Genomic DNA, 23,227 nt, shown 5'->3' on the forward strand with positions numbered 1-23,227 from the left:
TCGCCGGCTACCGCCGGACACTCACCAAGACCTGCCACGAGCAGGTACGACATGAGGTCATTATGAAAATCCGTGAACTCGCCCAGCATTGGGAAGAAACCGCCAAGGGTCGCCTGACCGAGACCGGCTACACGATTCATCTGGATGTGGAAGCTGCCGCACGGCTGGCAGCGATCGCCGAGATGTACCCAAAACGCCACGCCGAAGAACTGCTTGGCGAACTGATCGGCGCCGCCCTCGAAGAGTTCGAAGCGAGCCTGCCGTATGTGAAAGGTTCGACCGTGGTCGCGACCGATGAGGAAGGTGACCCGCTGTATGAAGACGTCGGCCCGACGCCGCGTTTTCTCGCGTTGTCGCGACGTCATCTGCACGATTTATCGGCCGCCGTCGGTAAGCAGAAACACTGATTTTTCCTGCCTCTCTTCTCCCTTGAACAGCGCTGTCTCCGAGCCTGAAATGGCTCGGGGATACCGCTGCGCACGTCCAAAGTTCCCGGTTTAGAGCCTTGTCCATTCGGTCAGAATATTTTTTGGCGATGAGCCATCTTTTCTGAACTTTTAAAAAAAGCCTTCGGTCGGAACAGGTAACCACGCCTGGAACGAGCGTTTCAAAACGCACTTGCACATGACGGTTGCGGCTCCGCTGCCAGGATGGATTTCGAAGCTTTCAAGGAGTTAACCAATGGAGTTGAAGACCATGAAGACCCAAACCTCGTTCTCCCACCTGCGCGGTCTGAAACTGGCCGCTCTCGCCATCGGCACCAGCTTCGTGCTGGCCGGTTGCGCCGGCAATCCACCGACCGAGCAGTACGCCGTGACTCAATCGGCGGTCAACAGCGCGGTCAGTGCCGGTGGTACCGAATTTGCCGCCGTGGAAATGAAGCAGGCGCAGGACAAGCTCAAACAAGCCGAGATCGCCATGCACGACAAGAAGTATGACGAGGCTCGCACACTGTCCGAGCAGGCGGAGTGGGACGCTCGCGTAGCGGAACGCAAGGCTCAGGCGGCGAAAGCTGAACTCGCTGTGAAGGATGCCCAGAAAGGTGTTCAGGAATTGCGTCAGGAAAGTCAGCGCACGGTGCAATAAGCGCGCATCCCGACCGCAAGGCTGAATCTCTTACCGATAGAAAGGACGAACGATTATGCGTAAACAACTGATGATCCCCGCTCTCCTGGCCGCAAGTGTTGCCCTGGCTGCCTGTTCGACGCCGCCGAACCCGAACCTGGAACAGGCCCGCACCAACTACGCCGGTCTGCAGGCCAACCCGCAAGCAAGCAAAGTGGCCGCACTGGAAACCAAGGACGCCAGCGATTACCTGGACAAGGCTGACAAGGCCTATCTGGACAAGGAAAACGCGGCCAAGGTTGACCAACTGGCCTACCTGACCAATCAGCGCGTGGAAGTGGCCAAGCAGACCATCGCCCTGCGCACTGCTGAAAACAATCTGAAGAACGCCTCCGCCCAACGTGCCCAGGCACGTCTGGATGCCCGCGATCAACAGATCAAGCAGTTGCAGGACAGCCTCAATGCCAAGCAGACCGATCGCGGTACGCTGGTGACCTTCGGTGACGTGCTGTTCGCCACCAACAAGGCTGACCTGAAATCCAGCGGTCTGGTGAACATCAACAAACTGGCGCAATTCCTTCAGGAAAACCCTGATCGCAAAGTGATCGTCGAGGGCTACACCGACAGCACCGGCGCGGCGAACTACAACCAGTCGCTGTCCGAGCGTCGTGCGACTTCGGTGCAGGTTGCGCTGATCAAGATGGGCGTCGATCCGTCCCGCATCGTGGTGCAGGGTTATGGCAAGGAATACCCGGTGGCCGATAACGGCAGCGTCTCGGGCCGTGCGATGAACCGTCGGGTGGAAGTGACCATTTCCAACGACAACCAGCCAGTGGTACCGCGTTCGGCCGTGAGCTCGACCGCGTACTGATTCGCTGAGCGGTAAATGAAAAGCCCCGCCTGAGTGATCAGGCGGGGCTTTTCATTTGTTCATATTACTGATTAACAATTTTCTTTTATAGCGAACGCTTATTAACAACTGTCAAATATGACAGTAGATGATTAAGACATTCAGCATCAGAATCCCTTGCAAATAGCGAGGTGACTCTAGATGCGCGCAATTCTTTTATATTTCGGTCTGTTAATCGTTGCCGGTTGTGCTTCGTTTCAAGGTCAATCGATCACATCCGGACCTGACGTTGAGCAGGCATACGATGCAAGAGACGAAATAGCCAACGACGCTCAGAAAACTCTGTCCAACCAATATCCTCTGGTCGGCATAAAGAAAGTAGTGGTGGTAGCTGTTGAATGGCCGGGTGAAAAAAAACTGGATCCAGTGCTGCTGAACCGGCAGGTTTTTTCGTCGGATCACGACTCACTACGCTCCTATATTCTGGCCGCCTCCAACGGAAAGCTTGATCTGGCTGGCGATGTCATTACCCATGTTTCCGATAGCCCGCGTCCGGAAGTTTGCAGTAAAACCACGTACCCATTCGATCTGGCTGTATCAGAAGGCAATAAAGCTCTGCAAGCCAAAGGCATCGACCCCGCCAAATATGACTTTCAATTCAATATCCTTGATTGCGGCGGGATGGGCTCAGCCCAGTTGGGAGGACGGAATTTATCGATATACGGTCAGGTACTAGGCACTTATATCTATTGGCACGAGTTTGGCCACATTCTGGGGTACTCTCATGGCTATACATACACCCGATGTCAAAAGTCCGGTGAAACAGTGACCGCTCCGTCAGGCTGCACTCTTAGTGATTACGGTGACACTGGAAATCCAGTGGGCGGTGGCAGCTTTCTTCCGAGTGCAAGAGCTCGCTTCTACTCGGGCTGGCTGGATAATGAACAGGCTGTTTTAATTGAACAGACCGGGTTATATCGTCTGGGCGTAATGGGCAAGACAGGTCCGCAAGCCTATTTCCTAAAACGTGATTCAGGTGCTGAGCCGGCTCTGATATCGATGGAGTACCGCAAACCCAGCGACTACGACATTTTTTCAGAAACAGATAACCGGGCGAATGGTGTCTGGATTAGATTTAGTAACTCTGTCGGTGCCTTGGTAGAAAAGCAGGTTGATGGAACTCCAGAAACCACTTCGACATTAGACCCGACATTTTTACCCGGTCGAACATTCGTCGATGAGGTTTCAAAGATAAAAATTCATGTTTGCAGGGTTTACCCTACTGGGGCGAACCTATCAATTGCTGTCAACGGTGATCAGCTACCAAGCTGTAGTAGTGAACCTGTGGAGACTACAATAAAGATGCCTGAGGCGAATAGCAGAACCACGCTTTTTCCCGTTCTAACGGGGAGCGCAGAACCGGGTATCTCACTCCGTATCAACGATGGCAGCAGCGAATGGCAAACAGTCTCCGATGTCGAGGGTCACTGGACTTTCATACCGGACAAAGCCCTGCCCCCAGGAAATCGAACATTCACGGTATCTCGAATTTTGGAAGACTCTTCTCAAGCAGCATCAGCAACATTAACAATTGTGCTAGCGGATCTTCCTCTACCACCTCCTATACTCAAAACACCATTAAAAAACGTTCTCAGTGGAAAGTACTCTTTGTTCAGTGGCACCGGCACACCCGGCGCTATCGTAAATGTTGTAAAAGATGGATATCCGACTGTTGTATACACCACGACTACTGTAGATGCCTTCGGCAAATGGCAAGCTTTAAACAAGATTGCATTGCCCCCGGGTACTTATACGGCGGGTGCGAATCAGAGCATGGGTGGAAAGAAATCAGGATGGGCCGCACCCATCACTTTTCAGGTAAGCGAATTGGTGGCGTTACCCGTTTTTGAAAAACCCGACAATGGCAATACGGTTTACTCCACGACGGTGTTTTCGGGTTCCGGTACTCCTGGTGAACGAGTGTTCGTTGTGCAGGATGGCGTATTGGCTGAAGGGCTCGTGGACGCTTACGGAAAATGGAGAGCGAAGAGCAACAAAAAGCTAACGGCAGGACCATATCTTGTAGGCGTAACAAACTTAATTAACGGACAGTTCTTCGGGTGTGTGAACACTCGCACCGGCACAGTGACTGATACTCCAATGCCCCCGACTATCAAAACGCCACTGAAGGACATGCCAACCGGACAACGACCGAGGTTGAGTGGAGAAGGAATACCCGACGCGGTTGTCCGTATATTAGGAAGGAAGACTGAGCAAGGGCAGCCTATAATAGGAGGCGCTATCGTAGACAGATTCGGTCATTGGCAAGCGGACAGTTCTAACGCTCTACCGTTCGGGCCATACCCAATTGAAGCCGAGCAGACGATTGACAAGAAAGTATCAAGCTTGTCAGACACTCGTGATTTTATCGTTGTCGAAACTCCGCCGCCCCCCGTCATCAAGACGCCGGAGAACAATAGCACTGTGGACAATCATCCAGTTTTCGAAGGCAGCGGCGTTCCTGGTGCAATAGTCGCTGTAGTCCAAAATGTGACCGAAGAGTTACTGGCGCAGGCAACCGTAGATCCTTCTGGTCAATGGGAGACCCGGAGTCAGCTCACACTTCCTCCAGGTAACTATGAAGTCGGGGCATATCAGACTATGGCGGATAAACGGTCTGGATGGGCTACAGTTAAAAAATTCATTGTCAAATGATTTTGCTCCGTTATTTAAGTGCGTTGCAGTCACCGTTCGGCGTCCAGTCTCACTCTTCAAGTGACTTTGGCGTCTCCTGGCCCATGCAGCGCACGGCCTTTTTCTGGCTGTTGACCAGCACCCCGGTCAGGCCTTTCTGTTCGGTGTCGAACAGCACCAGCACGCCATCGATGCACTGCGCCACTTGCGGCGCCGGGGTCAGGGAGACTTTGTAGTCTTCGCCGGGAAGGGTCTTGAGCATGGTGAATTCGTTGAGCAGCAACGCATCCTCGGGTTTGGCGAAGTGCAGGTAGCCGTAGTACCACAGGGCACCAACAGTGCCGAGGATGCTGCAGATACCGGTGATGATCAGCGGGATGGCGTTACGTTCTTCACTCATTGCGGACTCTCTGGTGGTTCAGCTTCAGAATTCGGGGGTGTTGGATAGTTCGGGATCTCGCCGAGGCGGCGCAGGCCGTTGAAGTGCTCGGGATCGTCGAGGTAACGCAGCATCACCTGGCGCCACACCGGGTAGCCGAAGGTCTGCACATGGCCGCCGCGAGTCAGTTGCAGCACGCGCGGTGGCGGCGCAGCTTGATACAGACGGATGCCGTTGGAAAGGGGAACCAGCGGATCGTCAATGCTGTGGAAGATCAGTTTCGGTACGCCTTTGAGCTGTGGCATCGAGTTGATCGCACTGTCGTCGTCCGGCACCAGCCACGACAGCGGCACCTGAAATGGCCAGGTCAGCCATGAGGTGCTGAGGGCGTATTGGCCGACGCTGCGGTAACTGGCCGGAACCCCGTCGAGCACAAAAGCCTTGAGCTGTTTTTGTCTTTCCGGATGTTGCACCAGCCAATGCACGGCCATCGAGCCGCCGAGGCTCTGGCCCAGCAACACCAGCGGTTTGCCTCTGACTTCCGGCGCCTTGTCCAGCCAGGCGAACGCGGCGTCGATGTCCTGATAGATCGCCGGCAGGCTCGGTTCGCCCTCGGACAAGCCGTAACCGCGATAGTCCACCAGCAACACTTGATAGCCGTTTTTCGGCAACCACCAGCTCCCGCCCAGGTGCATCGGCAGGTTGCCGCCGTTGCCGTGCAGGTGCAAGACCGTGCCCTTGACCTCGACACCGGGTTTGGCCGGCAGCCACCAGGCGTTCAGCTTGAGGCCGTCGGCGGTGGTCAGGGTGACGGTGCGGTATTCAAGTTTGGCCTTCTCCGGAGTGAACAACTGGCCAGGCTCGGGGTAGAACAGCAGAGAGCTGCAACCGCCGAGGGTCAGGAGCAGGCAGAAGATGCCGAGGATTCTCATCCGTTGAAACCTCGCGAAATTCGGGTTCCCACGCACCGCGTGGGAACGTTCAAGGGGGCTACAGGATGTTCGAGTAATCGGCCTCGATCCGGTCCAGGCTCAAGTGATTGAGGAAGTTGGAGAAGCACATCCACGCCGACAACGCGTTCATGTCGCGGAACTGGTCCGGCAAATACTTCGGCGGTACCACCAGGCCTTCGTCCACCAGCTGACGCAGGGTTCGCATGTCCTCAAGGGTTGTCTTGCCGCAGAACAACAGCGGGATCTGCTCGAGCTTGCCCTTGCGCACGGCCAACTGAATGTAGTTGTAAACCATGATGAAGCCCTTGAGGTAGGACAAGTCTTTGGTGAATGGCAGACCGGTCGGCGTCGATCCCCGGAAAACCCGACTGGCATTGCCATAGCTTTCGGCCATTTCAAAGCCCTGCTCGCGGAAGAACTCGAAGATCTGCAGGAAGTCCGCGCCCTCCTCGACCATATGAATGGCGCGGGTGCGGTTGGTCAGTTTGCGCAAGCGGCTCGGGTAGGAGGCGAAGGTGATGATTTCCATCAGGATCGCCAGACCTTCCTGAGTCACGGTCGACGAGGGCGGGCCCTTGGACAGGAAGGTGCAGATCGGCTGGTTCAGACCGTTGAGCGTGGTGCCGACGTGCACCAGGCCTTCGTGGACTTCCAGCGCGCGCACGTCGCGGTCGTTGAACATCGCGTCAGTGCGGATCTTGATGTAGTCGGCACCCGCCGCCGCGTCGGCGACGATCCCGTCGGACTCGAACACGCGGATGGTTTCCTCGGCCTCGCCGAACACCTTGTTCAGGCGGGTTTGCAGCAAGTGCACGGCGTCCTTGGCGGTGAGGATCTTCGGTTCGTCCTTCAGGTCGCCGCGACCGTCGATGTTGTTCAGATAATCCGACATCATCAGGCCAAGGTCGGCCAGGGTCGGGTCACCGGCATGGAACGCATCGGACGCCGCGCCATACAGTTCCTGGGAAATCAGGCCGAAATCCTCGGTGCCGCGCGCTTCGAGCATGCGCACCACCATCCGGTATTCCTTGCACATGCGGCGCATGATCTGGCCGACCGGGTTGAACTGGCCGAGCTGGCGGGTGATGTCGCGCTCGATGTTCTGGAACTCCAGCTTCACCTTGCTCGAATCGAAGGACAGCGGCCGGTTGAGGTAGTAGTCGCGATCCACCGCCGGCAATTCCTTGCCCTTGGCCTTGAGGAACCCCTTGCGGATGTTCTCGTCCCACTTGACTGCGTCAAGGACGCGAATCGGCGTCTGCGCCAGCACAATGCGATCGGACAGCGTGCGTATCGTCTGCTGGTAATCGTCCACCCGAAACTCCTGTAGAAAACATGACGAACTGAATTATTTGGCCTTGGCCTGATGCTGATAGCGCGCCGCTTCGACGAAAACGTCGGAATTGGCCGGGTCGTCGAGGTAAGCAAAGACCTTTTCGAGAGCGCTGTCGACTTGCACGCCCTCGCCGTCATCGGTCTGGAAGCCCTGGCCGTCGAGGCTTTTCTGCGCGATGGCCTGGTTGATCTGTTCGAGATCGAGGTTGTAGATCACCAGTTCGTGCTTATCGGTAATCTCGAAACCGGCGATGGTGAAGTGCCCGCCATACTGCGCCGGCACCTTCGCCGACAGATACCAGCGGTTGCCATGGCGCGACACGGTGAATGGATAGGCTTCGCGCTCGCGGGGTCTGGCCTTGAAGTACGCAACCGCCTGATAGCGGTCGTTGCCCAGGCGCGTCAGTTCCAGGTTCATCGGTTCGCCCCAGGCGTTGGTGCTCGCCCAATGGCCGAGCAGGCCCTTGGGCGCCGGCTCACTGGCGGGCAGCGGCTCCTTGAAGGTCACCAGACAACCGCTGAGCAGCAGGAACGACAGCGCGATCAACGCGCCACGCCAGGCTTTCATTCAACACTCCCTTGAACACCCGTTACACCTGATCGTTCCTACGCTCTGCGTGGGAACGATCAAGCCGGGATTGCGTTACATCGACGCCAGCACCAGATGCATATAGCGGGTCAGAATACCGAGCATGTCCTCTTCGGCCAAAGGCTCGGCGTCGTTGAGCAGGCCCTGATATTCCATCCGTCCGATAATCGCCGTCAACACCTTGGCATCCTGCTGCGGCTCACGGGAGCCCAGCACCTGGAACAACTGGCAGGTGCCCTGCAACAGAATCTGCTGGTGGGAGCGCACCAATACCGCCAGACGCGGGTTGAGCAGCGCTTCCTGACGGAAGGCCTGTTCGGCCATCAAATGCTCGCGGCGGTTGACCAGTTGCCGGTGCACGTAGTCGGCCATCAACCGGGCGATATCGTCAGCCAGTTGCGAGCGCGATTCAGGGCTGCCGTCGCCGCTGACCACCATTTCGCGCAGCAGGCCTTCGTTGTTGATCCACAACTTGGCCATGTAAGCCGCGCTGCGTTCGACGTATTGGGCGAAGGTATCGGTGAGCAGGTCATCGATGTCCTTGAAGTAGTACGTGGTGGCCGACAGCGGCACACCGGCTTCGGCGGCCACCGCGCGGTGACGCACGGCACGCACGCCGTCGCGCACGACAATCCGCATCGCCGCATCGAGAATGTCCTGCCGACGCTGCTCACTGCCCTGTCGGCTGGCCTTGCGGCCCTGGTACTGAACACTTTCAGCGACCGCAGTGGCGATACCCGCTGCACCCTCTTGAGCCATTGCACCGATCACGACAGGCATTCCTCTGTTGTTTTTTTCAAAAGTAACCATTTGATACGTTTGTACCAGACAGGCAATAAAAAGCCGCCCATTTCAGGCGGCTTTTTTATTGAAACACTTACGCTTGCGGCCGCATGTGCGGGAACAGGATCACGTCGCGGATCGACGGCGAGTTGGTCAGCAACATCACCAGACGGTCGATGCCGATACCTTCACCGGCCGTTGGCGGCATGCCGTACTCCAGCGCGCGAACGAAGTCGGCGTCGTAGTGCATGGCTTCGTCGTCGCCGGCGTCCTTGTCGGCCACCTGCGCCATGAAGCGCTCCGCCTGGTCTTCCGCGTCGTTCAACTCGGAGTAGGCGTTGGCGATTTCACGGCCGCCGATGAACAGCTCGAAACGGTCGGTGACGTTCGGGTTGTCGTCGTTGCGACGGGCCAGCGGCGACACTTCGAACGGGTACTGGGTGATGAAGTGCGGCTGTTCCAGCTTGTGCTCGACCAGTTCTTCGAAAATCATCACCTGCAGTTTGCCCAGACCTTCGAAGCCCAGCACCTTGGCGCCGGCCTTCTTGGCGATGGCGCGAGCCTTGTCGATGTCGTTCAGATCATCGGCGGTCAGCTCAGGGTTGTACTTGAGGATCGAGTCGAACACCGACAGACGCACGAACGGCTCGCCGAAGTGGAACACCTTGTCGCCGTACGGCACGTCGGTGGACCCCAGCACAAGCTGCGCCAGTTCGCGGAACAGTTCTTCGGTCAGGTCCATGTTGTCTTCGTAGTCGGCGTAAGCCTGGTAGAACTCCAACATGGTGAATTCAGGGTTGTGACGAGTCGAAACGCCTTCGTTACGGAAGTTGCGGTTGATCTCGAACACTTTTTCGAAGCCGCCAACCACCAGACGCTTCAGGTACAGCTCTGGGGCGATACGCAGGAACATTTCCATGTCCAGCGCGTTGTGGTGGGTTTCGAACGGCTTGGCCGCAGCGCCGCCAGGGATGGTCTGCAGCATCGGCGTTTCGACTTCGAGGAAGTCGCGCTTCATCAGGAAGCTGCGGATGTGCGCGATCACTTGCGAACGCACGCGGAAAGTCTGACGCACGTCTTCGTTGACGATCAGATCAACGTAACGCTGGCGATAGCGCTGTTCGGTGTCGGTCAGGCCGTGGTGCTTGTCCGGCAGCGGGCGCAGGGATTTGGTCAGCAGGCGCACGCTGGTCATCTCGACGTACAGGTCGCCCTTGCCGGAACGGGCCAGGGTGCCTTCAGCGGCGATGATGTCGCCCATGTCCCAGGTTTTCACCGCGGCCAGGGTGTCTTCGGACAGGGTCTTGCGGTTGACGTAGACCTGGATGCGACCGGTCATGTCCTGGATCACCATGAACGAGCCACGGTTGAGCATGATGCGACCCGCAACCTTGACCGGGATCGCAGCCTCTGCCAGCTCTTCCTTGGTCTTGTCCGCGTACTGTTTCTGCAGTGCTTCGCAGTAGTTTTCGCGGCGGAAGTCGTTCGGGAAGGCATTGCCCTTGGCGCGCTCGGCAGCAAGCTTTTCCTTGCGCAGGGCGATCAGGGAGTTTTCTTCCTGTTGCAGGGCTTGCGGGTCGAGTTGTAGGTCGCTCATGTCTTTAAATATTCCATCACAGGTTCGTTGCCCCCGCCGATGACGGGGGACTTGAGGTCGGGTGAAAGCTTACAGCCCCGATTTCAGGCTGGCTTCCAGGTATTCGTCGATGTCGCCGTCGAGCACCTTGTCGCAGTCGCTGCGTTCGATGTTGGTGCGCAGATCCTTGATCCGCGACGCATCGAGCACGTACGAACGGATCTGGTGACCCCAGCCGATATCCGACTTGGTGTCTTCCAGCGCCTGGGACGCCGCGTTGCGCTTCTGCATTTCCTGCTCGTACAACTTGGCCCGCAGCATTTTCATGGCGGTGTCCTTGTTGGCGTGCTGGGAACGTTCGTTCTGGCAGCTGACCACGGTGTTGGTCGGTACGTGGGTGATACGTACGGCCGAGTCGGTGGTGTTTACGTGCTGACCACCGGCACCGGAGGAACGATAGGTGTCGATCCGCAGGTCTGCCGGGTTGATTTCGATTTCCACCTTGTCGTCGATCTCTGGCGAGACGAACACCGCGGAGAACGAGGTGTGGCGACGGTTGCCGGAGTCGAACGGGCTCTTGCGCACCAGACGGTGCACGCCGATCTCGGTCCGCAGCCAGCCGAAGGCGTATTCGCCCTTGATGTGCACGGTGGCGCCCTTGATCCCGGCGACTTCACCGGCCGACAGCTCCATGATGGTCGCTTCGAAACCGCGTTTGTCGGCCCAGCGCAGGTACATGCGCAGCAGGATGTTGGCCCAGTCCTGGGCTTCGGTGCCGCCGGAACCGGCCTGGATGTCCAGGTAGGCGTTGTTCGGGTCCATCTCGTGGCTGAACATACGGCGGAATTCGAGCTTGGACAGGGACTCTTCCAGACCTTGAAGGACTTCGACGACGTCGTTGACCGCGCCCTCGTCGTTCTCTTCAACGGCCATGTCCAGCAGCTCGCGGCAATCGGCCAGGCCACCGTTCAGTTCGTCGAGGGTATCGACGATCTGCGCCAGCGCAGCGCGCTCGCGGCCCAGTTCCTGGGCGTATTCAGGTTTGTTCCAGACTGCAGGATCTTCAAGCTCGCGATTGACTTCGATCAGACGCTCATGCTTTTGATCGTAGTCAAAGATACCCCCGAATAGTTTCGGAGCGCTCGGACAGGTCCTTGATGGTGTTCAGGATCGGGTTGATTTCCATGACGGGCAGCACTCGTTGGCGAACTTTTGAAAGCCGGCGAGTATAACGTAATCAAGCTGTCACGGCAGCCCGTCTGGCGGCTCTTGAGGCGAATGAACCCGATGGTTCATTCGATCCTCACCTGATTGCGCCCGTTGTTCTTCGCCAGATACAAACCACGGTCCGCCGCCGAGATCAGCAACCGGCAGTCGCTGCCCGCCTCCGGCACCATCGTCGCCAGGCCGATGCTGATGGTCAGGCTCGACCCTTCGGCCGGAGCATTGTGCGGAATCTTCAGCGCCGCCACTGTCTGGCGCAGCTTCTCCGCCACCAGCCGCGCCCCGCCCGGCGAGGTGTTGGGCAGCACCAACGCAAACTCTTCGCCGCCATAACGCGCCGGCAAGTCCGACGGCCGGGCGCTGGCCTCGCGGATCGCCGTGGCGACCTTGCGCAGGGCTTCGTCGCCTTCGACGTGGCCAAACGTATCGTTGTAGGACTTGAAGTAATCGACGTCGATCATCAGCAACGACAACTGGCTCTGATCACGCAGCGAACGGCGCCATTCCAGCTCCAGGTATTCGTCGAAGTGCCGGCGGTTGGACAGCCCGGTCAGGCCATCGGAGTTCATCAGCCGCTGCAAGACGAGGTTGGTGTCGAGCAATTGCTGCTGGCTGACCCGCAACGCGCGGTAGGCCGCATCCCGTTGCAGCAGGGTCATGTAGGAGCGCGAGTGATAACGGATGCGCGCCACCAGTTCGATGTTGTCCGGCAGTTTCACCAGATAATCGTTGGCCCCGGCCGAGAACGCCGCGCTCTTGATCAGCGGGTCTTCCTTTGTCGACAGGACGATGATCGGGATGTCCTTGGTTGCCGGGTGATTGCGGTATTCGCGCACCAGGCTCAGGCCGTCGAGGCCGGGCATCACCAGATCCTGCAGGATCACCGTGGGTTTGATCCGTACCGCGTGGGCCACGGCCTGATGCGGGTCGGAGCAGAAGTGGAAGTCGATGTTCTCTTCATTCGACAGCCCACGGCGCACGGCTTCGCCGATCATCGCCTGATCGTCCACCAACAACACCATGGCGGCGTTCTCGTCGGTTTTGATGTCATCGATCTGTAAGTCATTCATGGGCGGTCACCTGAGTGCTGCGGGGGCCAGGATTGCGGATGGACGTGTTCATTTGGGGAAAATCTCCAGCAATCGTGGCGCTATCTTTTCCAGTGGACGGATTTCTACGGCTGCATCAATGGCCGCGGCGGCCTTGGGCATGCCGTACACCGCACTGCTTTGCTGATCCTGCGCGATGGTCAGGTAACCCTGTTGGCGCATGAGCTTAAGCCCTTGAGCCCCGTCGCGTCCCATCCCGGTCAATAAAACCCCTACTGCGTCACCGTTCCAGTAGTTGGCGACGCTTTCGAAAAACACGTCGATCGAGGGGCGGTAGATTTCGTTGACCGGCTCGGCGGTGTAGGCCAGCGTGCCGTTCTTGAGTAATCGGATGTGATGATTGGTGCCGGCCAGCAACACCGCGCCGGCCTGCGGTGGCTCGCCTTCCCGGGCCAGGCGCACGTCCAGGCCGCTGGCGCTGGCCAGCCATTCGGCCATGCCGGCGGCGAACACCTGATCGACATGCTGCACCAGCACGATGGCCGCAGAAAAGTTGCGCGGCAGGCCTTTGAGCAAGACTTCCAGCGCCGCCGGCCCACCGGCTGACGATCCGATCGCCACCAGCCGCTGGCACGACCCGGAACTGCGCGGTGTCGTCTGGGCCGGGCGGGCGCGAGCGGTTTTCTCGCCGATCAGCCAGCCGATATTCAGAATCTTGCGCAACAGCGGCGCCGCCGCCTGCTGGGCATTGCCCGCGCCGAGGGCCGGGGTGTCGACCACGTCCAGCGCACCGTGGCCCATGGCTTCGAACACCCGGTGCACGTTCTGCTGGCGGTCAACGGTAACGATGACAATCGCGCACGGGCTCTCGGCCATGATTCGCCGGGTGGCCTCGACGCCATCCATCACCGGCATGATCAGATCCATCAGGATCAGGTCGGGGGTGTTTTCCGCACACAGGCGCACCGCTTCGGCGCCGTTGCTGGCGACCCACACCACCTGATGCGCCGGCTCGAAGGCCAGCGCACGGCGCAGGGCCTCCACCGCCAAAGGCATGTCGTTGACGATTGCGATTTTCATGCCCGCGCTCCTCCGATGAGCTCAACCACCGCGTCGAGCAGGGCGTCGTCATGAAAACTGGCCTTGGCTAAATAATAGTCGGCTCCGGCGTCCAGTCCACGGCGTCGGTCTTCCTCGCGGTCCTTGTAGGACACCACCATCACCGGCAGCGATTGCAGACGGTTGTCGCGACGCAATAGCGAAACCAGTTCGATGCCGTCCATGCGCGGCATGTCGATGTCGGTGATCAGCAGGTCGAAGTCCTCTGAGCGCAAGGCGTTCCAGCCGTCCATGCCGTCCACCGCAACGGCCACGTCATAACCGCGATTGAGCAGCAGCTTGCGTTGCAACTCGCGTACGGTCAGCGAATCGTCGACCACCAGAATCCGTTTGCGCGCCGCTTCTGCGGCCTGATGGCCGTGGCGGGCAATGCGCTCCAGACGCCCGGTGTTGAGCAGTTTGTCCACCGAACGCAGCATGTCTTCGACATCGACGATCAGCACCACCGAGCCGTCGTCGAGCAAGGCCCCGGCGGAAATGTCCTGCACCTTGCCCAGCCGCTCGTCCAGCGGCAGCACCACCAGCGTGCGCTCACCGACGAAACGCTCGACCGCCACGCCGTAGATCGCGTCGCGCTCGCGGATCACCACGACCTTCAGCGTATCGCCGCTGTTCTGGCTGGCCGGACGCTGCAATAACTGACTGGCCGCGACGAGTCCGACATGGCGGCCCTCGTGCCAGAAATGCTGGCGCCCTTCGACCTGCACGATGTCGTCCGGTGCCAGGTCGCACATGCGCTCGATGTGCGCCAGCGGGAAGGCGTAGGCCTCATCGCCGACTTCCACCACCAGACTGCGCACCACGGAAAGGGTCAGCGGTACTTCCAGATGGAAGCGGCTGCCCTCGCCTGCCGTCTGCTCCAGCACCACCGCGCCGCGCAATTGGCGGACCATATGCTGAACGGCATCGAGGCCGACGCCGCGACCGGACACTTCGGTGACCTTGTCGCGCAGGCTGAAACCCGGCAGGAACAGGAACGTCAGCAGTTCTTCTTCGCTCAACTGCGCGGCGGTTTCGGCCGGCGACAACTGGCGTTCGACGATGCTGCGGCGGACTTTTTCCAGATCCACGCCGTTGCCGTCATCGCTCAGCTCCAGCACCAGCAATCCAGCCTGATGCGAGGCACGCAGACGGATCAGCCCCTCTTCGGGCTTGCCTTTGAGCAGCCGCTCTTCCGGCGTTTCGATGCCGTGATCGACCGCATTGCGCAGCAGGTGCGTCAGCGGTGCTTCGAGCTTTTCCAACACATCGCGGTCAACCTGGGTTTTCTCGCCTTCAATCTCCAGCCGCACCTGTTTGCCGAGGCTGCGACCGAGGTCGCGCACCATCCGCACCTGACCGGACAACACATCGGCGAACGGCCGCATGCGGCAGGCTAGTGCGGTGTCGTAGAGCACTTGCGCACGCTGACTCGCCTGCCAGGCAAACTCGTCGAGTTCGGCGTTTTTCTCTGCCAGCAACTGTTGGGATTCGGAAAGCAAACGCCGCGCATCTTCCAACGCTTCCTGGGCCTCAAGACTCAGGGAATGCTCCTTGAGATGCACATTGAGACTTTCCAGCGCCCGCAGACCATTGTTCTGCATGCGCTTGAGGCGCTGCATGGTGGCCAGGTGCGGTTTGAGGCGCTGGGTTTCCACCAGGGATTTGCTCGACAGATCGAGCAGGCTGTTCAGGCGTTCGGCGGTGACCCGCAGCACCCGTTCGCCGCCTTCGGTGGTGCGCTTGCTCTTGCGCGGCGCGGGCTCCGGCTCGGTAACCTCGACGGGGATTTCAACGGGCGCGGGCTCAACCACTGGCGGTGGCTGAAGCTGCAACTCGGCCATCGGCGGCGCGCTCGGAGCGGCGGGTACCACTGCCGGCGCAGCCGGATCGAGTAAACTGCCCATCAACGCCACGTAAGCCTCGATGTCCGCCGGTTGCGGGCCGTTGGCCGGCGTGGCAATGCGCATCAGCAAGTCTGTGCCCTGCAACAGCGCGTCGATATGTTCCGGGCGCAGGAACAGCCGCCCTTCCTGCGCACTGACCAGACAGTCTTCCATCACGTGGGCGACGCTGACGCCGCTGTCGATGCCGACGATCCGCGCCGCGCCTTTCAACGAGTGCGCCGCCCGCATGCACGACTCGAGCTGATCGGCCTGGGTCGGGTTGCGTTCCAACGCCAGCAGCCCGGCGCTGAGCACCAGGGTCTGAGCTTCTGCTTCGAGGCTGAACAGCTCCAGCAGGGAGGCGTCGCGCATTTGCTCGGGGGTCATGTGAGGCTCCGGGTCACGGCGGACAGCAGCTGTTCTTCATCCAGCCAACGCAGGCTGCGACCTTTGAAAGGCAACACGCCTCGGGTGTACTTCGCACTGGCCTGCGCCCCGGAACGCGACGCGGCCTCAAGGATTCGCTCGTCGATGGCGTGAATCCCGTCGACTTCGTCCACCGGCACCACCACCGGCCCGCCCTGGGCCGCGATGATCAGCATACGCGGCATGATCCGCGCGCCGGTCGCCGGGGCGGCGTTGCTGTCGAGGTCGAGCAGTTCGACCAGCGACAGGCACGCCACCAGCGCCCCGCGCACGTTCGCCACGCCGAGCAAGGCCCGGGAGCGCTGGTGCGGCAGAGAGTGAATCGCCTGCAACGGCGCGACCTCCACCAGACTGCGGGTGGCCAGGCCGAGCCATTCTTCGCCGAGGCGGAACATCAGCAGCGAACGGGTTTTCAGCTCGGTCTCAACCTGGATCGCCACCGGATCGCGTTCGTCCTGCTGCAGCGCATAGCGGTCGAGCAGGCGCGTGGCGGCGGCGGAATACACCGAACAATTGCGGCAGTGAATGTGCTCTTCCAGCAGCGGGCAGGACTTGTCGCCGTGGATGCCGATGCGGTTCCAGCAATCGTCGATGGCCCGGGCGTCTTCGTGGGTGACGTTCAAGGTGTCGGACGGGATCATCGTTTACGCTCACTGTCGGCGGTGCGGCCGCTACGGGCGGCGCGCTCCTGCAATCGTCTGGCACCGGCCGTATCGCCCTGGGCCTGCAGCAAACCGGCCAAGTGCATCAAGGCTTCGGCGTGTTGCGGCTCGAGGTACAAGGCCTTGCGGTAAAAACCCTGGGCTTCGAGAGCGCTGCCGGCAACGTCGCTGAGCAGGCCGAGCCAGTAGAACACCTGAGCCACCGGCTCATGGCTGCGCAAATACTGTTCGCACGCAGCGCGGGCCTCGGCGCTTTTGCCTTCGTTGGCCAGGGCGGCGATGTTGGCCAGCAGGGTCGTGGCGTCGGGATTCGGACTTTTGACGGTGGCGGGCAACGGTGTCACAGCGGCAAACGGCCGGCTGCGCACCGGCGGCGGTGGCGCGCTGCGCACGGGTTGGCGGACCGGCAATGGCGTCGGAATGGCGACCGGAATCGGTAGCGGTTCGGGCTGTGGATCGCTGTGGCGACTGAACGCGAAAGACTGTGGAATCCCGATCGAACGCATGCCCAGCCGTCCGAGCAGGCTGCCCTCGGCGGGGCCGATAAACAGCACGCCATCCACATGGGTCAGGCGCTTGAGTACGGCGAACACCTGTTGCTGGGTCGGTTGGTCGAAATAGATCAGCAGGTTGCGACAGAACACGAAATCGAACGGGGGCTCGCTGGCCAGCAGCGTCGGATCCAGCACATTGCCGACCTGCAAACGCACCTGTTCGCGCACGTATTCATTCAGGCGATAGCCTTCGTCTTCCGGCATGAAATGCCGTTCGCGGAACGCCAGTTCCTGGCCGCGAAACGAATTCTTGCCGTACAGCGCCCGCCGCGCCTTGTCCACCGACAGGGGGCTGACGTCCATGCCATCGACCTTGAACTGATGGGGTTTGAGGCCCGCGTCGAGCAATGCCATGGCAATCGAATAAGGTTCTTCACCGGTGGAACACGGCAGGCTGAGGATACGCAGCGCACGCATGTTGTTCAGCTCGGCCAGGCGTTTGCGCGCCAGTTTGCCCAGGGTGGCGAAGGATTCCGGGTAACGGAAAAACCACGTCTCGGGGACGATCACCGCCTCGATCAGCGCTTGCTGTTCGTCCCGCGAACCTTGCAGCGTTTGCCAATATTCATCGGCCGTGACCATCTGCGACAGGATGATGCGCTGGCGCACCGCTCGCTCGATGATCGCCGGCCCTACCGAAGCGACATCGAGACCGATGCGTTCCTTGAGAAAATCGAAGAAGCGCTGGTCGCTGCTCATGGCTGCTCCTCAAGCCGCGCCGGATCCAGCGGCGGCGTCGGGAACAGCAGCGGGCGCACCGTCTCGTCCAACAGATCATTGACTCGAACCCATTGCACCAGTCCGCGAGCGTCTTCGCGCACCGGGCCCAGGTACGGCGCCTGACGATTGTCGAGGCCGTACGGCTGGAAATCATCCGGGTTGCAACGCAGGGTGTCAGTGGCCTGTTCGAGGATCAGACCGAGCCATTGCGAGGGTTGCGAGTCATCCGCGCGGTAATGCACCAGCACCAACCGGGTGCTGGTGCGCGCTTCGGCAGGATGACCGAACGTCAGGGCGCTGAGATCGATCACCGGCACCACCGAACCACGATAGGCAAACACCCCCGCCACCCAGTGCGGCGCCCGGGCAATCGGCTTCAACGGCAGGCGCGGCAGCACTTCGGCCACTTCCGTGGCACGCAGGGCGTAGCGTTCACTGCCGATGCGAAACAGCAGGAATAACGCCTGCTTCGCCACCGGTGCAGCGCTGCGTTTGGCGGTGATTTCGCTCATCAGACTTTGAATCGCGAAACGCCGCTGCGCAGGCCCACGGCCACCTGGCTCAGTTCGTCGATGGCGAAACTGGCCTGACGCAACGACTCGACGGTCTGGCTGCTGGCATCACCCAGTTGCACCAGCGCATGGTTGATCTGCTCGGCGCCCGTGGCCTGGGCCTGCATGCCTTCGTTGACCATCAACACCCGCGGCGCCAGCGCCTGTACCTGATGGATGATCTGCGACAGCTGCTCGCCCACTTGCTGGACCTCGGACATGCCGCGACGCACTTCCTCGGAGAACTTGTCCATGCCCATCACCCCGGCCGACACCGCCGACTGGATCTCGCGAACCATCTGTTCGATGTCATAAGTAGCGACAGCCGTCTGATCCGCCAGACGCCGCACTTCAGTGGCGACCACCGCGAAACCGCGACCGTACTCACCGGCCTTCTCCGCTTCGATCGCGGCGTTCAGGGACAACAGGTTGGTCTGGTCGGCGACCTTGACGATGGTCACAACTACCTGATTGATGTTGCCGGCCTTCTCGTTGAGGATCGCCAGTTTGGCGTTCACCAGATCCGCCGCGCCCATCACCGAGTGCATGGTGTCCTCCATGCGTGCCAGGCCTTGCTGCCCGGAACCGGCCAGCACCGAGGCCTGATCGGCGGCGGTGGAGACTTCGGTCATTGTGCGCACGAGGTCACGAGAGGTCGCCGCAATCTCGCGGGACGTCGCGCCGATTTCGGTCGTGGTGGCGGCGGTTTCGGTGGCAGTGGCCTGCTGTTGTTTGGAGGTGGCGGCGATCTCTGTCACCGACGTGGTGACCTGCACCGACGAGCGTTGGGCCTGGGACACCAGCGAAGTGAGCTCGGTCATCATGTCGTTGAAGCCGGTTTCCACGGCGCCGAACTCATCCTTGCGCTCGAGGTTCAAGCGGCTGCTCAGGTCGCCAGTACGCATGACTTCGAGGATCTGCACGATGCGGTTCATCGGCGCCATGATCGCGCGCATCAGCAACAGACCGCAGAAACCGGCGGCCAGCACAGCCACCAGCAGCGAGACAAACATGCTGACCTTGGCTGCCGCCACCGCGTCGTCGATGTTGGCCATGGCCTGGTCGGCGACTTTCTTGTTCTCGCCGATGATGTCGTTGAGCTTCATGCGCCCGCCGACCCAGGCCGGGGTCAGTTTCTCGTTGAACAGCTTGACCGCATCGGCTTCCAGATTGCGCTTGTGCAGATCCAGCACGGCGTCCTGGATCTTCATGTAGTTGTCGTGATCCTTTTCAAACGCGGCGAACTCGATCCGGTCCTCGTCAGTGGTCACGGTGTTGCGGTAGTTGGCCATCTGCTCCTGGAGACGTTTCTCGAAGGACTGGTAGTCCGCCGCGTCTTCACTGCTGACGCCCTGCCCCTCCTTGAGCCCCAGCAGTTCCTGGGTCTGCAGGTAACTGTCGACCCACGCGCCGCGGATCATCGAGCTGTAATAGACGCCGGGAATCGCGTCATCACGGACGCTGTTTTCACTGGCTTCGATCTTCAGCAGCCGAGAATACGAGACGACCACCATCAGCAACATGATGGCGATAATCACCGCAAAGCTCGCCAAAATGCGTTGGCGCAACGTCCAGTTCTTCACAGTCAGTCCTCGGGGCCAGATCGAAATTGCGGGGGAGTATAGCTGAGGGCGGTGTTTCATTTATAAGACGGTTTGCCGCGCTCAAGCCTTCCGGTGTTAAACGGGGTGGGCTCTGGATAGGGACTTTCAAGCAATCGGAGGGCGGCGTGCCAGTGACGCAATGGCAAAAAGGGGCGATGGATTGGCCATTTCCGTTTTAGATGATCTGGCGACACAGTAGCCATGTGCCATGGTGCGCAACTTCTTGCGCACTTGATTCGCGAAATCACCGCCCGATATCGCTACAGCCCCCGAGTACCGTCGCCTGTAGCCGAGTGCGCAACTTCTTGCGCAGTACTGCGCAAGAAGTTGCGCACTTTTGGCCTTAATTTGGCATGAAACATCTTGAAACATGCACTTAACAGCAGTTTCGCCCCCGTATCACGGAGACTTTGGCAAAGCTGGCACGGTCCTTGATATAGCTTTGGCACCCACCGGGCGATTTCGCCTCCCGGGCACCCTAACTTTATCCGCAAGGAGAGCATCCCATGGCAACACCAGCGTACATGTCGGTTACCGGCGAAAAACAAGGCCTGATCACTGCCGGCGCCTTCACCGCCGACTCCGTTGGCAACACCTACCAGGAAGGCCACGAAGACCAGGTTATGGTTCAGGCTTTCACCCACGACGTGATCATCCCGCGTGACCCGCAATCCGGTCAGCCAACCGGTCAGCGCGTTCACAAGCCAGTTGTGATCACCAAGGTCTACGACAAGGCTTCGCCTCTGCTGCAAGCAGCACTGACCTCCGGCGAGCGCATGAGCGAAATCGTTATCCAGTGGTACCGCACTTCGGCTCAAGGCACCCAAGAGCACTACTACACCACCAAACTGGAAGACGCGATCATCGTCGCCATCAACAACAAAATGCACAACTGCCAGGATCCAGGCAACGCGCACTTCACCCACCTGGAAGAAGTGCAGTTCACCTACCGCAAAATCACCTGGACCCACGAAGTATCCGGTACTTCGGGTTCCGATGACTGGCGTGCTCCAGTCGTTTAATTACGGCTGATCGTTTCAAGCATCGGCCAGCTCTGCTGGTCGATGTTGTTTACGCCCTCCAGAATTTCGCGTGCGTTGATCGTTTAGCGGTCGACGAACGCCGCTGTACAGCACGAGGAACAAGGGATGTTCGCGCCGGCCAATGAAACCCACTTTGCCCTGACCGTCGAAGGTCTTTCCAACGACTTTCAGGTGTTTACCCTCACCGGTCGGGAAGGGGTCAGCCAGCCTTTCGTATTCGAGGTGGAGCTGGTCAGTGAGCAGCCGTCGCTGGACCTCGAAACCCTGCTGCACAAGCCGGCCTTCCTGCAGCTGTCGCCCGACGGCAGCGGCATCCACGGCCTGATCTACCGCGCCGCGCAAGGCGATTCCGGCAAGCGCCTGACGCGCTACTCCGTGACCCTGCGCCCGCAACTGGCGTACCTCGCGCACCGGATCAACCAGCGGATCTTCCAGAACCTCAGCGTGCCGAAAATCATCGGCAAGGTCCTCGAAGAACACGGCATCCAGGGTAACGCCTATGAGTTCCAGACCGGTTCGATCTACCCCGACCGCATCTACTGCGTGCAGTACGACGAATCGGACCTGCATTTCATCCAGCGCCTGTGCGAAGAAGAAGGCATTCACTACCACTTCCAGCACAGCGCCACGGCGCACAAACTGGTGTTCGGCGACGACCAGACGGTGTTCCACAAACTGGCACCGGTGGCCTATCAGCAGGACTCCGGCATGGTCGCCAGCGACCCGGTGATCAAGCGCTTCGACCTGCGCCTGGAAACCCGCACCAGCCGTACGACGCGCCGCGACTACGACTTCGAAAAACCGCGCATCACCCTCGAAAGCGAAAACCGCGGCGACGCCCTGCCCGACCTCGAGGATTACGACTACCCGGGCCGTTTCGTCGACCGCGAGCGCGGCAAACACCTGGCCAAACGCGCCCTCGAACGCCATCGCAGCGACTTCCAGCTCGCCGAAGGCAAGAGCGACCAGCCGCTGCTGGTCAGCGGCCATTTCCTCGCGCTGAAAGAACACCCGAAGGCCAAGTGGAACGACCTGTGGCTGCTCACCGAAGTCCATCACGAAGGCAAGCAGCCGCAAGTGCTGGAAGAATCGGTGACCAGCGACACCACCGCGCTGAAAGACGATTTCCATCAAGGCTACCGCAACCGCTTTCAGGCCACCCCGTGGGACGTGCCGAACCGCCCGCCCCTGCGCCACCCGAAACCGCGCATCCTCGGCAGCCAGAGCGCCGTGGTCACCGGACCGCAAGGCCAGGAAATCCACTGCGACGAATACGGCCGCGTCAAAGTCCAGTTCCACTGGGACCGCGACGGCCTCGCCGACGACAAGACCAGCTGCTGGCTGCGCGTCTCCAGCGCCTGGGCCGGCGCCCAATACGGCGGCATCGCCATCCCGCGCATCGGCATGGAAGTGCTGGTGACCTTCCTCGAAGGCGATCCCGACCAGCCGCTGATCAGCGGCTGCCTGTACCACAAGGAAAACACCGTCCCTTACGCCCTGCCGGCGAACAAGACGCGCACCACCTTCAAGACCCTGAGCTCGATGGGCGGCGGTGGCTTCAACGAACTGCGCATCGAAGACAAGAAAGGCCAGGAACAGATCTTCCTCCACGCCCAGCGCGACTGGGACGAAAACATCGAACACGACCAGAAAATCCGCGTCGGCAACGAACGCCACGACGTCGTGGAAAAGAACAGCTACACGGAATTCAAGGCTGAAGAACACCACACCGTTTACGAAGACCGCAAAGTCGAAGCACGGGCCAACGACCACCTGACCGTGGGCGTGAACCAGCACATCAAGATCGGCACCGGACAATTCATCGACGCGGGGCAGGAAATTCACCTGAGCAGCGGGATGAAAGTGGTGCTGGAGGCTGGGGCTGAGCTGACGTTGGTCGGTGGTGGCAGCTTCATCAAGATCGATGGCGGCGGCGTGACCATGAGCGGGCCGGCGATCAACATCAATTCAGGCGGTGGACCGGGGAGCGGCACGGGTGCGGCGCCGCTGATGCCGGGGCCGTTGAAGCAGGCGGATACGGATAGGCCAGGCATGCTTTTGCAGCAGCGTCTGCGTGAAAATGTGCCCATTGTTGAACTGTGCCAAAAACCCAAAGGTGGGACGCCAATGGAATGCCCATTGACAGATTGCCCCTGCAGGAAAGCCTTGATGGCGGGAGCATAGAC

20 protein-coding genes are annotated in these 23,227 nt (G+C 60.0%); 6 read left to right on the forward strand and 14 right to left on the reverse strand.

Annotation, left to right across the window (positions count from 1 at the left end):
* Positions 1-62 precede the first annotated feature (62 nt).
* The 4 genes from AC07VV_RS15310 to AC07VV_RS15325 all read left to right on the forward strand — a co-directional run bounded on the left by AC07VV_RS15310 (position 63) and on the right by AC07VV_RS15325 (position 4,630).
* On the forward strand, positions 63-407 hold the full coding sequence (locus AC07VV_RS15310) for a pilin assembly protein (RefSeq protein WP_096819655.1): 345 nt from the start codon (positions 63-65) through the stop codon (positions 405-407).
* A 274-nt stretch (positions 408-681) separates the two neighbouring features.
* Positions 682-1,086 (forward strand): DUF4398 domain-containing protein, encoded by a 405-nt coding sequence (locus AC07VV_RS15315; protein WP_102621443.1) that lies wholly within the window; start codon positions 682-684, stop codon positions 1,084-1,086.
* Between the two features lie 55 nt (positions 1,087-1,141).
* Positions 1,142-1,936 (forward strand): lipotoxin F family OmpA-related lipoprotein LptF, encoded by a 795-nt coding sequence (gene lptF, locus AC07VV_RS15320; protein WP_495036688.1) that lies wholly within the window; start codon positions 1,142-1,144, stop codon positions 1,934-1,936.
* 180 nt (positions 1,937-2,116) lie between these two features.
* Positions 2,117-4,630 (forward strand): Ig-like domain-containing protein, encoded by a 2,514-nt coding sequence (locus AC07VV_RS15325; protein ID WP_495036689.1) that lies wholly within the window; start codon positions 2,117-2,119, stop codon positions 4,628-4,630.
* Between the two features lie 49 nt (positions 4,631-4,679).
* Here AC07VV_RS15325 and AC07VV_RS15330 read toward each other — a convergent pair whose 3' ends face one another.
* The 14 genes from AC07VV_RS15330 to AC07VV_RS15395 all read right to left on the reverse strand — a co-directional run bounded on the left by AC07VV_RS15330 (position 4,680) and on the right by AC07VV_RS15395 (position 19,977).
* Positions 4,680-5,009 carry a PA3694 family proteiin gene (locus tag AC07VV_RS15330; RefSeq protein ID WP_495036690.1) on the reverse strand — a complete coding sequence of 110 codons (330 nt, stop codon included), beginning with the start codon at positions 5,007-5,009 and terminating at the stop codon, positions 4,680-4,682.
* Positions 5,006-5,920, reverse strand: a complete 915-nt coding sequence (locus AC07VV_RS15335; RefSeq protein ID WP_495036691.1) for an alpha/beta hydrolase — start codon at positions 5,918-5,920, stop codon at positions 5,006-5,008. Before AC07VV_RS15335 ends, AC07VV_RS15330 begins: the two co-directional genes overlap by 4 nt.
* Before the next feature lie 58 nt (positions 5,921-5,978).
* A complete protein-coding gene (locus AC07VV_RS15340) occupies positions 5,979-7,256 on the reverse strand; it encodes a flavohemoglobin expression-modulating QEGLA motif protein (RefSeq protein WP_102621445.1) in 1,278 nt (425 codons plus the stop codon).
* Between the two features lie 33 nt (positions 7,257-7,289).
* Complete coding sequence (locus AC07VV_RS15345; protein WP_495036692.1) at positions 7,290-7,844, reverse strand: hypothetical protein; 555 nt, start codon at positions 7,842-7,844, stop codon at positions 7,290-7,292.
* Between the two features lie 75 nt (positions 7,845-7,919).
* Positions 7,920-8,624 carry a TetR/AcrR family transcriptional regulator gene (locus tag AC07VV_RS15350; RefSeq protein WP_096819676.1) on the reverse strand — a complete coding sequence of 235 codons (705 nt, stop codon included), beginning with the start codon at positions 8,622-8,624 and terminating at the stop codon, positions 7,920-7,922.
* 118 nt (positions 8,625-8,742) lie between these two features.
* On the reverse strand, positions 8,743-10,245 hold the full coding sequence (lysS, locus tag AC07VV_RS15355; protein ID WP_495036693.1) for a lysine--tRNA ligase: 1,503 nt from the start codon (positions 10,243-10,245) through the stop codon (positions 8,743-8,745).
* A gap of 69 nt (positions 10,246-10,314) precedes the next feature.
* A protein-coding gene (gene prfB, locus AC07VV_RS15360) for a peptide chain release factor 2 (RefSeq protein ID WP_458830478.1) occupies positions 10,315-11,410 on the reverse strand; the annotation gives its coding sequence in 2 pieces (ribosomal slippage) (positions 10,315-11,337 and positions 11,339-11,410; 1,095 coding nt in all).
* 106 nt (positions 11,411-11,516) lie between these two features.
* Positions 11,517-12,518, reverse strand: coding sequence for a diguanylate cyclase domain-containing protein (locus AC07VV_RS15365; RefSeq protein ID WP_495036694.1), 1,002 nt, complete (start codon positions 12,516-12,518; stop codon positions 11,517-11,519).
* A 48-nt stretch (positions 12,519-12,566) separates the two neighbouring features.
* Complete coding sequence (locus AC07VV_RS15370; protein WP_096819665.1) at positions 12,567-13,577, reverse strand: chemotaxis response regulator protein-glutamate methylesterase; 1,011 nt, start codon at positions 13,575-13,577, stop codon at positions 12,567-12,569.
* Positions 13,574-15,868, reverse strand: a complete 2,295-nt coding sequence (locus tag AC07VV_RS15375; protein WP_495036695.1) for a hybrid sensor histidine kinase/response regulator — start codon at positions 15,866-15,868, stop codon at positions 13,574-13,576. Before AC07VV_RS15375 ends, AC07VV_RS15370 begins: the two co-directional genes overlap by 4 nt.
* Positions 15,865-16,548, reverse strand: coding sequence for a chemotaxis protein CheW (locus tag AC07VV_RS15380; protein WP_495036696.1), 684 nt, complete (start codon positions 16,546-16,548; stop codon positions 15,865-15,867). The genes AC07VV_RS15375 and AC07VV_RS15380 overlap by 4 nt, the downstream gene beginning before the upstream one ends.
* Positions 16,545-17,822 carry a CheR family methyltransferase gene (locus AC07VV_RS15385; RefSeq protein WP_495036697.1) on the reverse strand — a complete coding sequence of 426 codons (1,278 nt, stop codon included), beginning with the start codon at positions 17,820-17,822 and terminating at the stop codon, positions 16,545-16,547. Before AC07VV_RS15385 ends, AC07VV_RS15380 begins: the two co-directional genes overlap by 4 nt.
* Positions 17,819-18,355, reverse strand: coding sequence for a chemotaxis protein CheW (locus AC07VV_RS15390; RefSeq protein WP_096819668.1), 537 nt, complete (start codon positions 18,353-18,355; stop codon positions 17,819-17,821). Before AC07VV_RS15390 ends, AC07VV_RS15385 begins: the two co-directional genes overlap by 4 nt.
* Positions 18,355-19,977: a methyl-accepting chemotaxis protein gene (locus tag AC07VV_RS15395; RefSeq protein ID WP_096819669.1), complete on the reverse strand. Its 1,623-nt coding sequence runs from the start codon at positions 19,975-19,977 to the stop codon at positions 18,355-18,357. Before AC07VV_RS15395 ends, AC07VV_RS15390 begins: the two co-directional genes overlap by 1 nt.
* A gap of 527 nt (positions 19,978-20,504) precedes the next feature.
* Here AC07VV_RS15395 and AC07VV_RS15400 point away from each other — a divergent pair.
* Together AC07VV_RS15400 and AC07VV_RS15405 are read left to right on the forward strand one after the other, a co-directional pair.
* A complete protein-coding gene (locus tag AC07VV_RS15400; RefSeq protein ID WP_007949952.1) occupies positions 20,505-21,020 on the forward strand; it encodes an Hcp family type VI secretion system effector in 516 nt (171 codons plus the stop codon).
* 126 nt (positions 21,021-21,146) lie between these two features.
* Positions 21,147-23,225 (forward strand): type VI secretion system Vgr family protein, encoded by a 2,079-nt coding sequence (locus AC07VV_RS15405; RefSeq protein ID WP_495036698.1) that lies wholly within the window; start codon positions 21,147-21,149, stop codon positions 23,223-23,225.
* Positions 23,226-23,227: the final 2 nt, after the last annotated feature.

This window comes from Pseudomonas sp. GW821-FHT02C04, assembly GCF_059421845.1.

Coding starts and splice junctions, on each gene's coding strand:
- AC07VV_RS15315 (WP_102621443.1), top strand. CDS start 682: ATGGAGTTGAAGACCATGAAGACCCAAACCTCGTTCTCCCACCTGCGC.
- lysS (WP_495036693.1), bottom strand. CDS start 10,245: ATGAGCGACCTACAACTCGACCCGCAAGCCCTGCAACAGGAAGAAAAC.
- AC07VV_RS15365 (WP_495036694.1), bottom strand. CDS start 12,518: ATGAATGACTTACAGATCGATGACATCAAAACCGACGAGAACGCCGCC.
- AC07VV_RS15310 (WP_096819655.1), top strand. CDS start 63: ATGAAAATCCGTGAACTCGCCCAGCATTGGGAAGAAACCGCCAAGGGT.
- AC07VV_RS15350 (WP_096819676.1), bottom strand. CDS start 8,624: ATGGCTCAAGAGGGTGCAGCGGGTATCGCCACTGCGGTCGCTGAAAGT.
- AC07VV_RS15400 (WP_007949952.1), top strand. CDS start 20,505: ATGGCAACACCAGCGTACATGTCGGTTACCGGCGAAAAACAAGGCCTG.
- AC07VV_RS15375 (WP_495036695.1), bottom strand. CDS start 15,868: ATGACCCCCGAGCAAATGCGCGACGCCTCCCTGCTGGAGCTGTTCAGC.
- AC07VV_RS15370 (WP_096819665.1), bottom strand. CDS start 13,577: ATGAAAATCGCAATCGTCAACGACATGCCTTTGGCGGTGGAGGCCCTG.
- AC07VV_RS15405 (WP_495036698.1), top strand. CDS start 21,147: ATGTTCGCGCCGGCCAATGAAACCCACTTTGCCCTGACCGTCGAAGGT.
- AC07VV_RS15385 (WP_495036697.1), bottom strand. CDS start 17,822: ATGAGCAGCGACCAGCGCTTCTTCGATTTTCTCAAGGAACGCATCGGT.
- AC07VV_RS15335 (WP_495036691.1), bottom strand. CDS start 5,920: ATGAGAATCCTCGGCATCTTCTGCCTGCTCCTGACCCTCGGCGGTTGC.
- AC07VV_RS15390 (WP_096819668.1), bottom strand. CDS start 18,355: ATGAGCGAAATCACCGCCAAACGCAGCGCTGCACCGGTGGCGAAGCAG.
- AC07VV_RS15330 (WP_495036690.1), bottom strand. CDS start 5,009: ATGAGTGAAGAACGTAACGCCATCCCGCTGATCATCACCGGTATCTGC.
- AC07VV_RS15380 (WP_495036696.1), bottom strand. CDS start 16,548: ATGATCCCGTCCGACACCTTGAACGTCACCCACGAAGACGCCCGGGCC.
- lptF (WP_495036688.1), top strand. CDS start 1,142: ATGCGTAAACAACTGATGATCCCCGCTCTCCTGGCCGCAAGTGTTGCC.
- AC07VV_RS15345 (WP_495036692.1), bottom strand. CDS start 7,844: ATGAAAGCCTGGCGTGGCGCGTTGATCGCGCTGTCGTTCCTGCTGCTC.
- AC07VV_RS15325 (WP_495036689.1), top strand. CDS start 2,117: ATGCGCGCAATTCTTTTATATTTCGGTCTGTTAATCGTTGCCGGTTGT.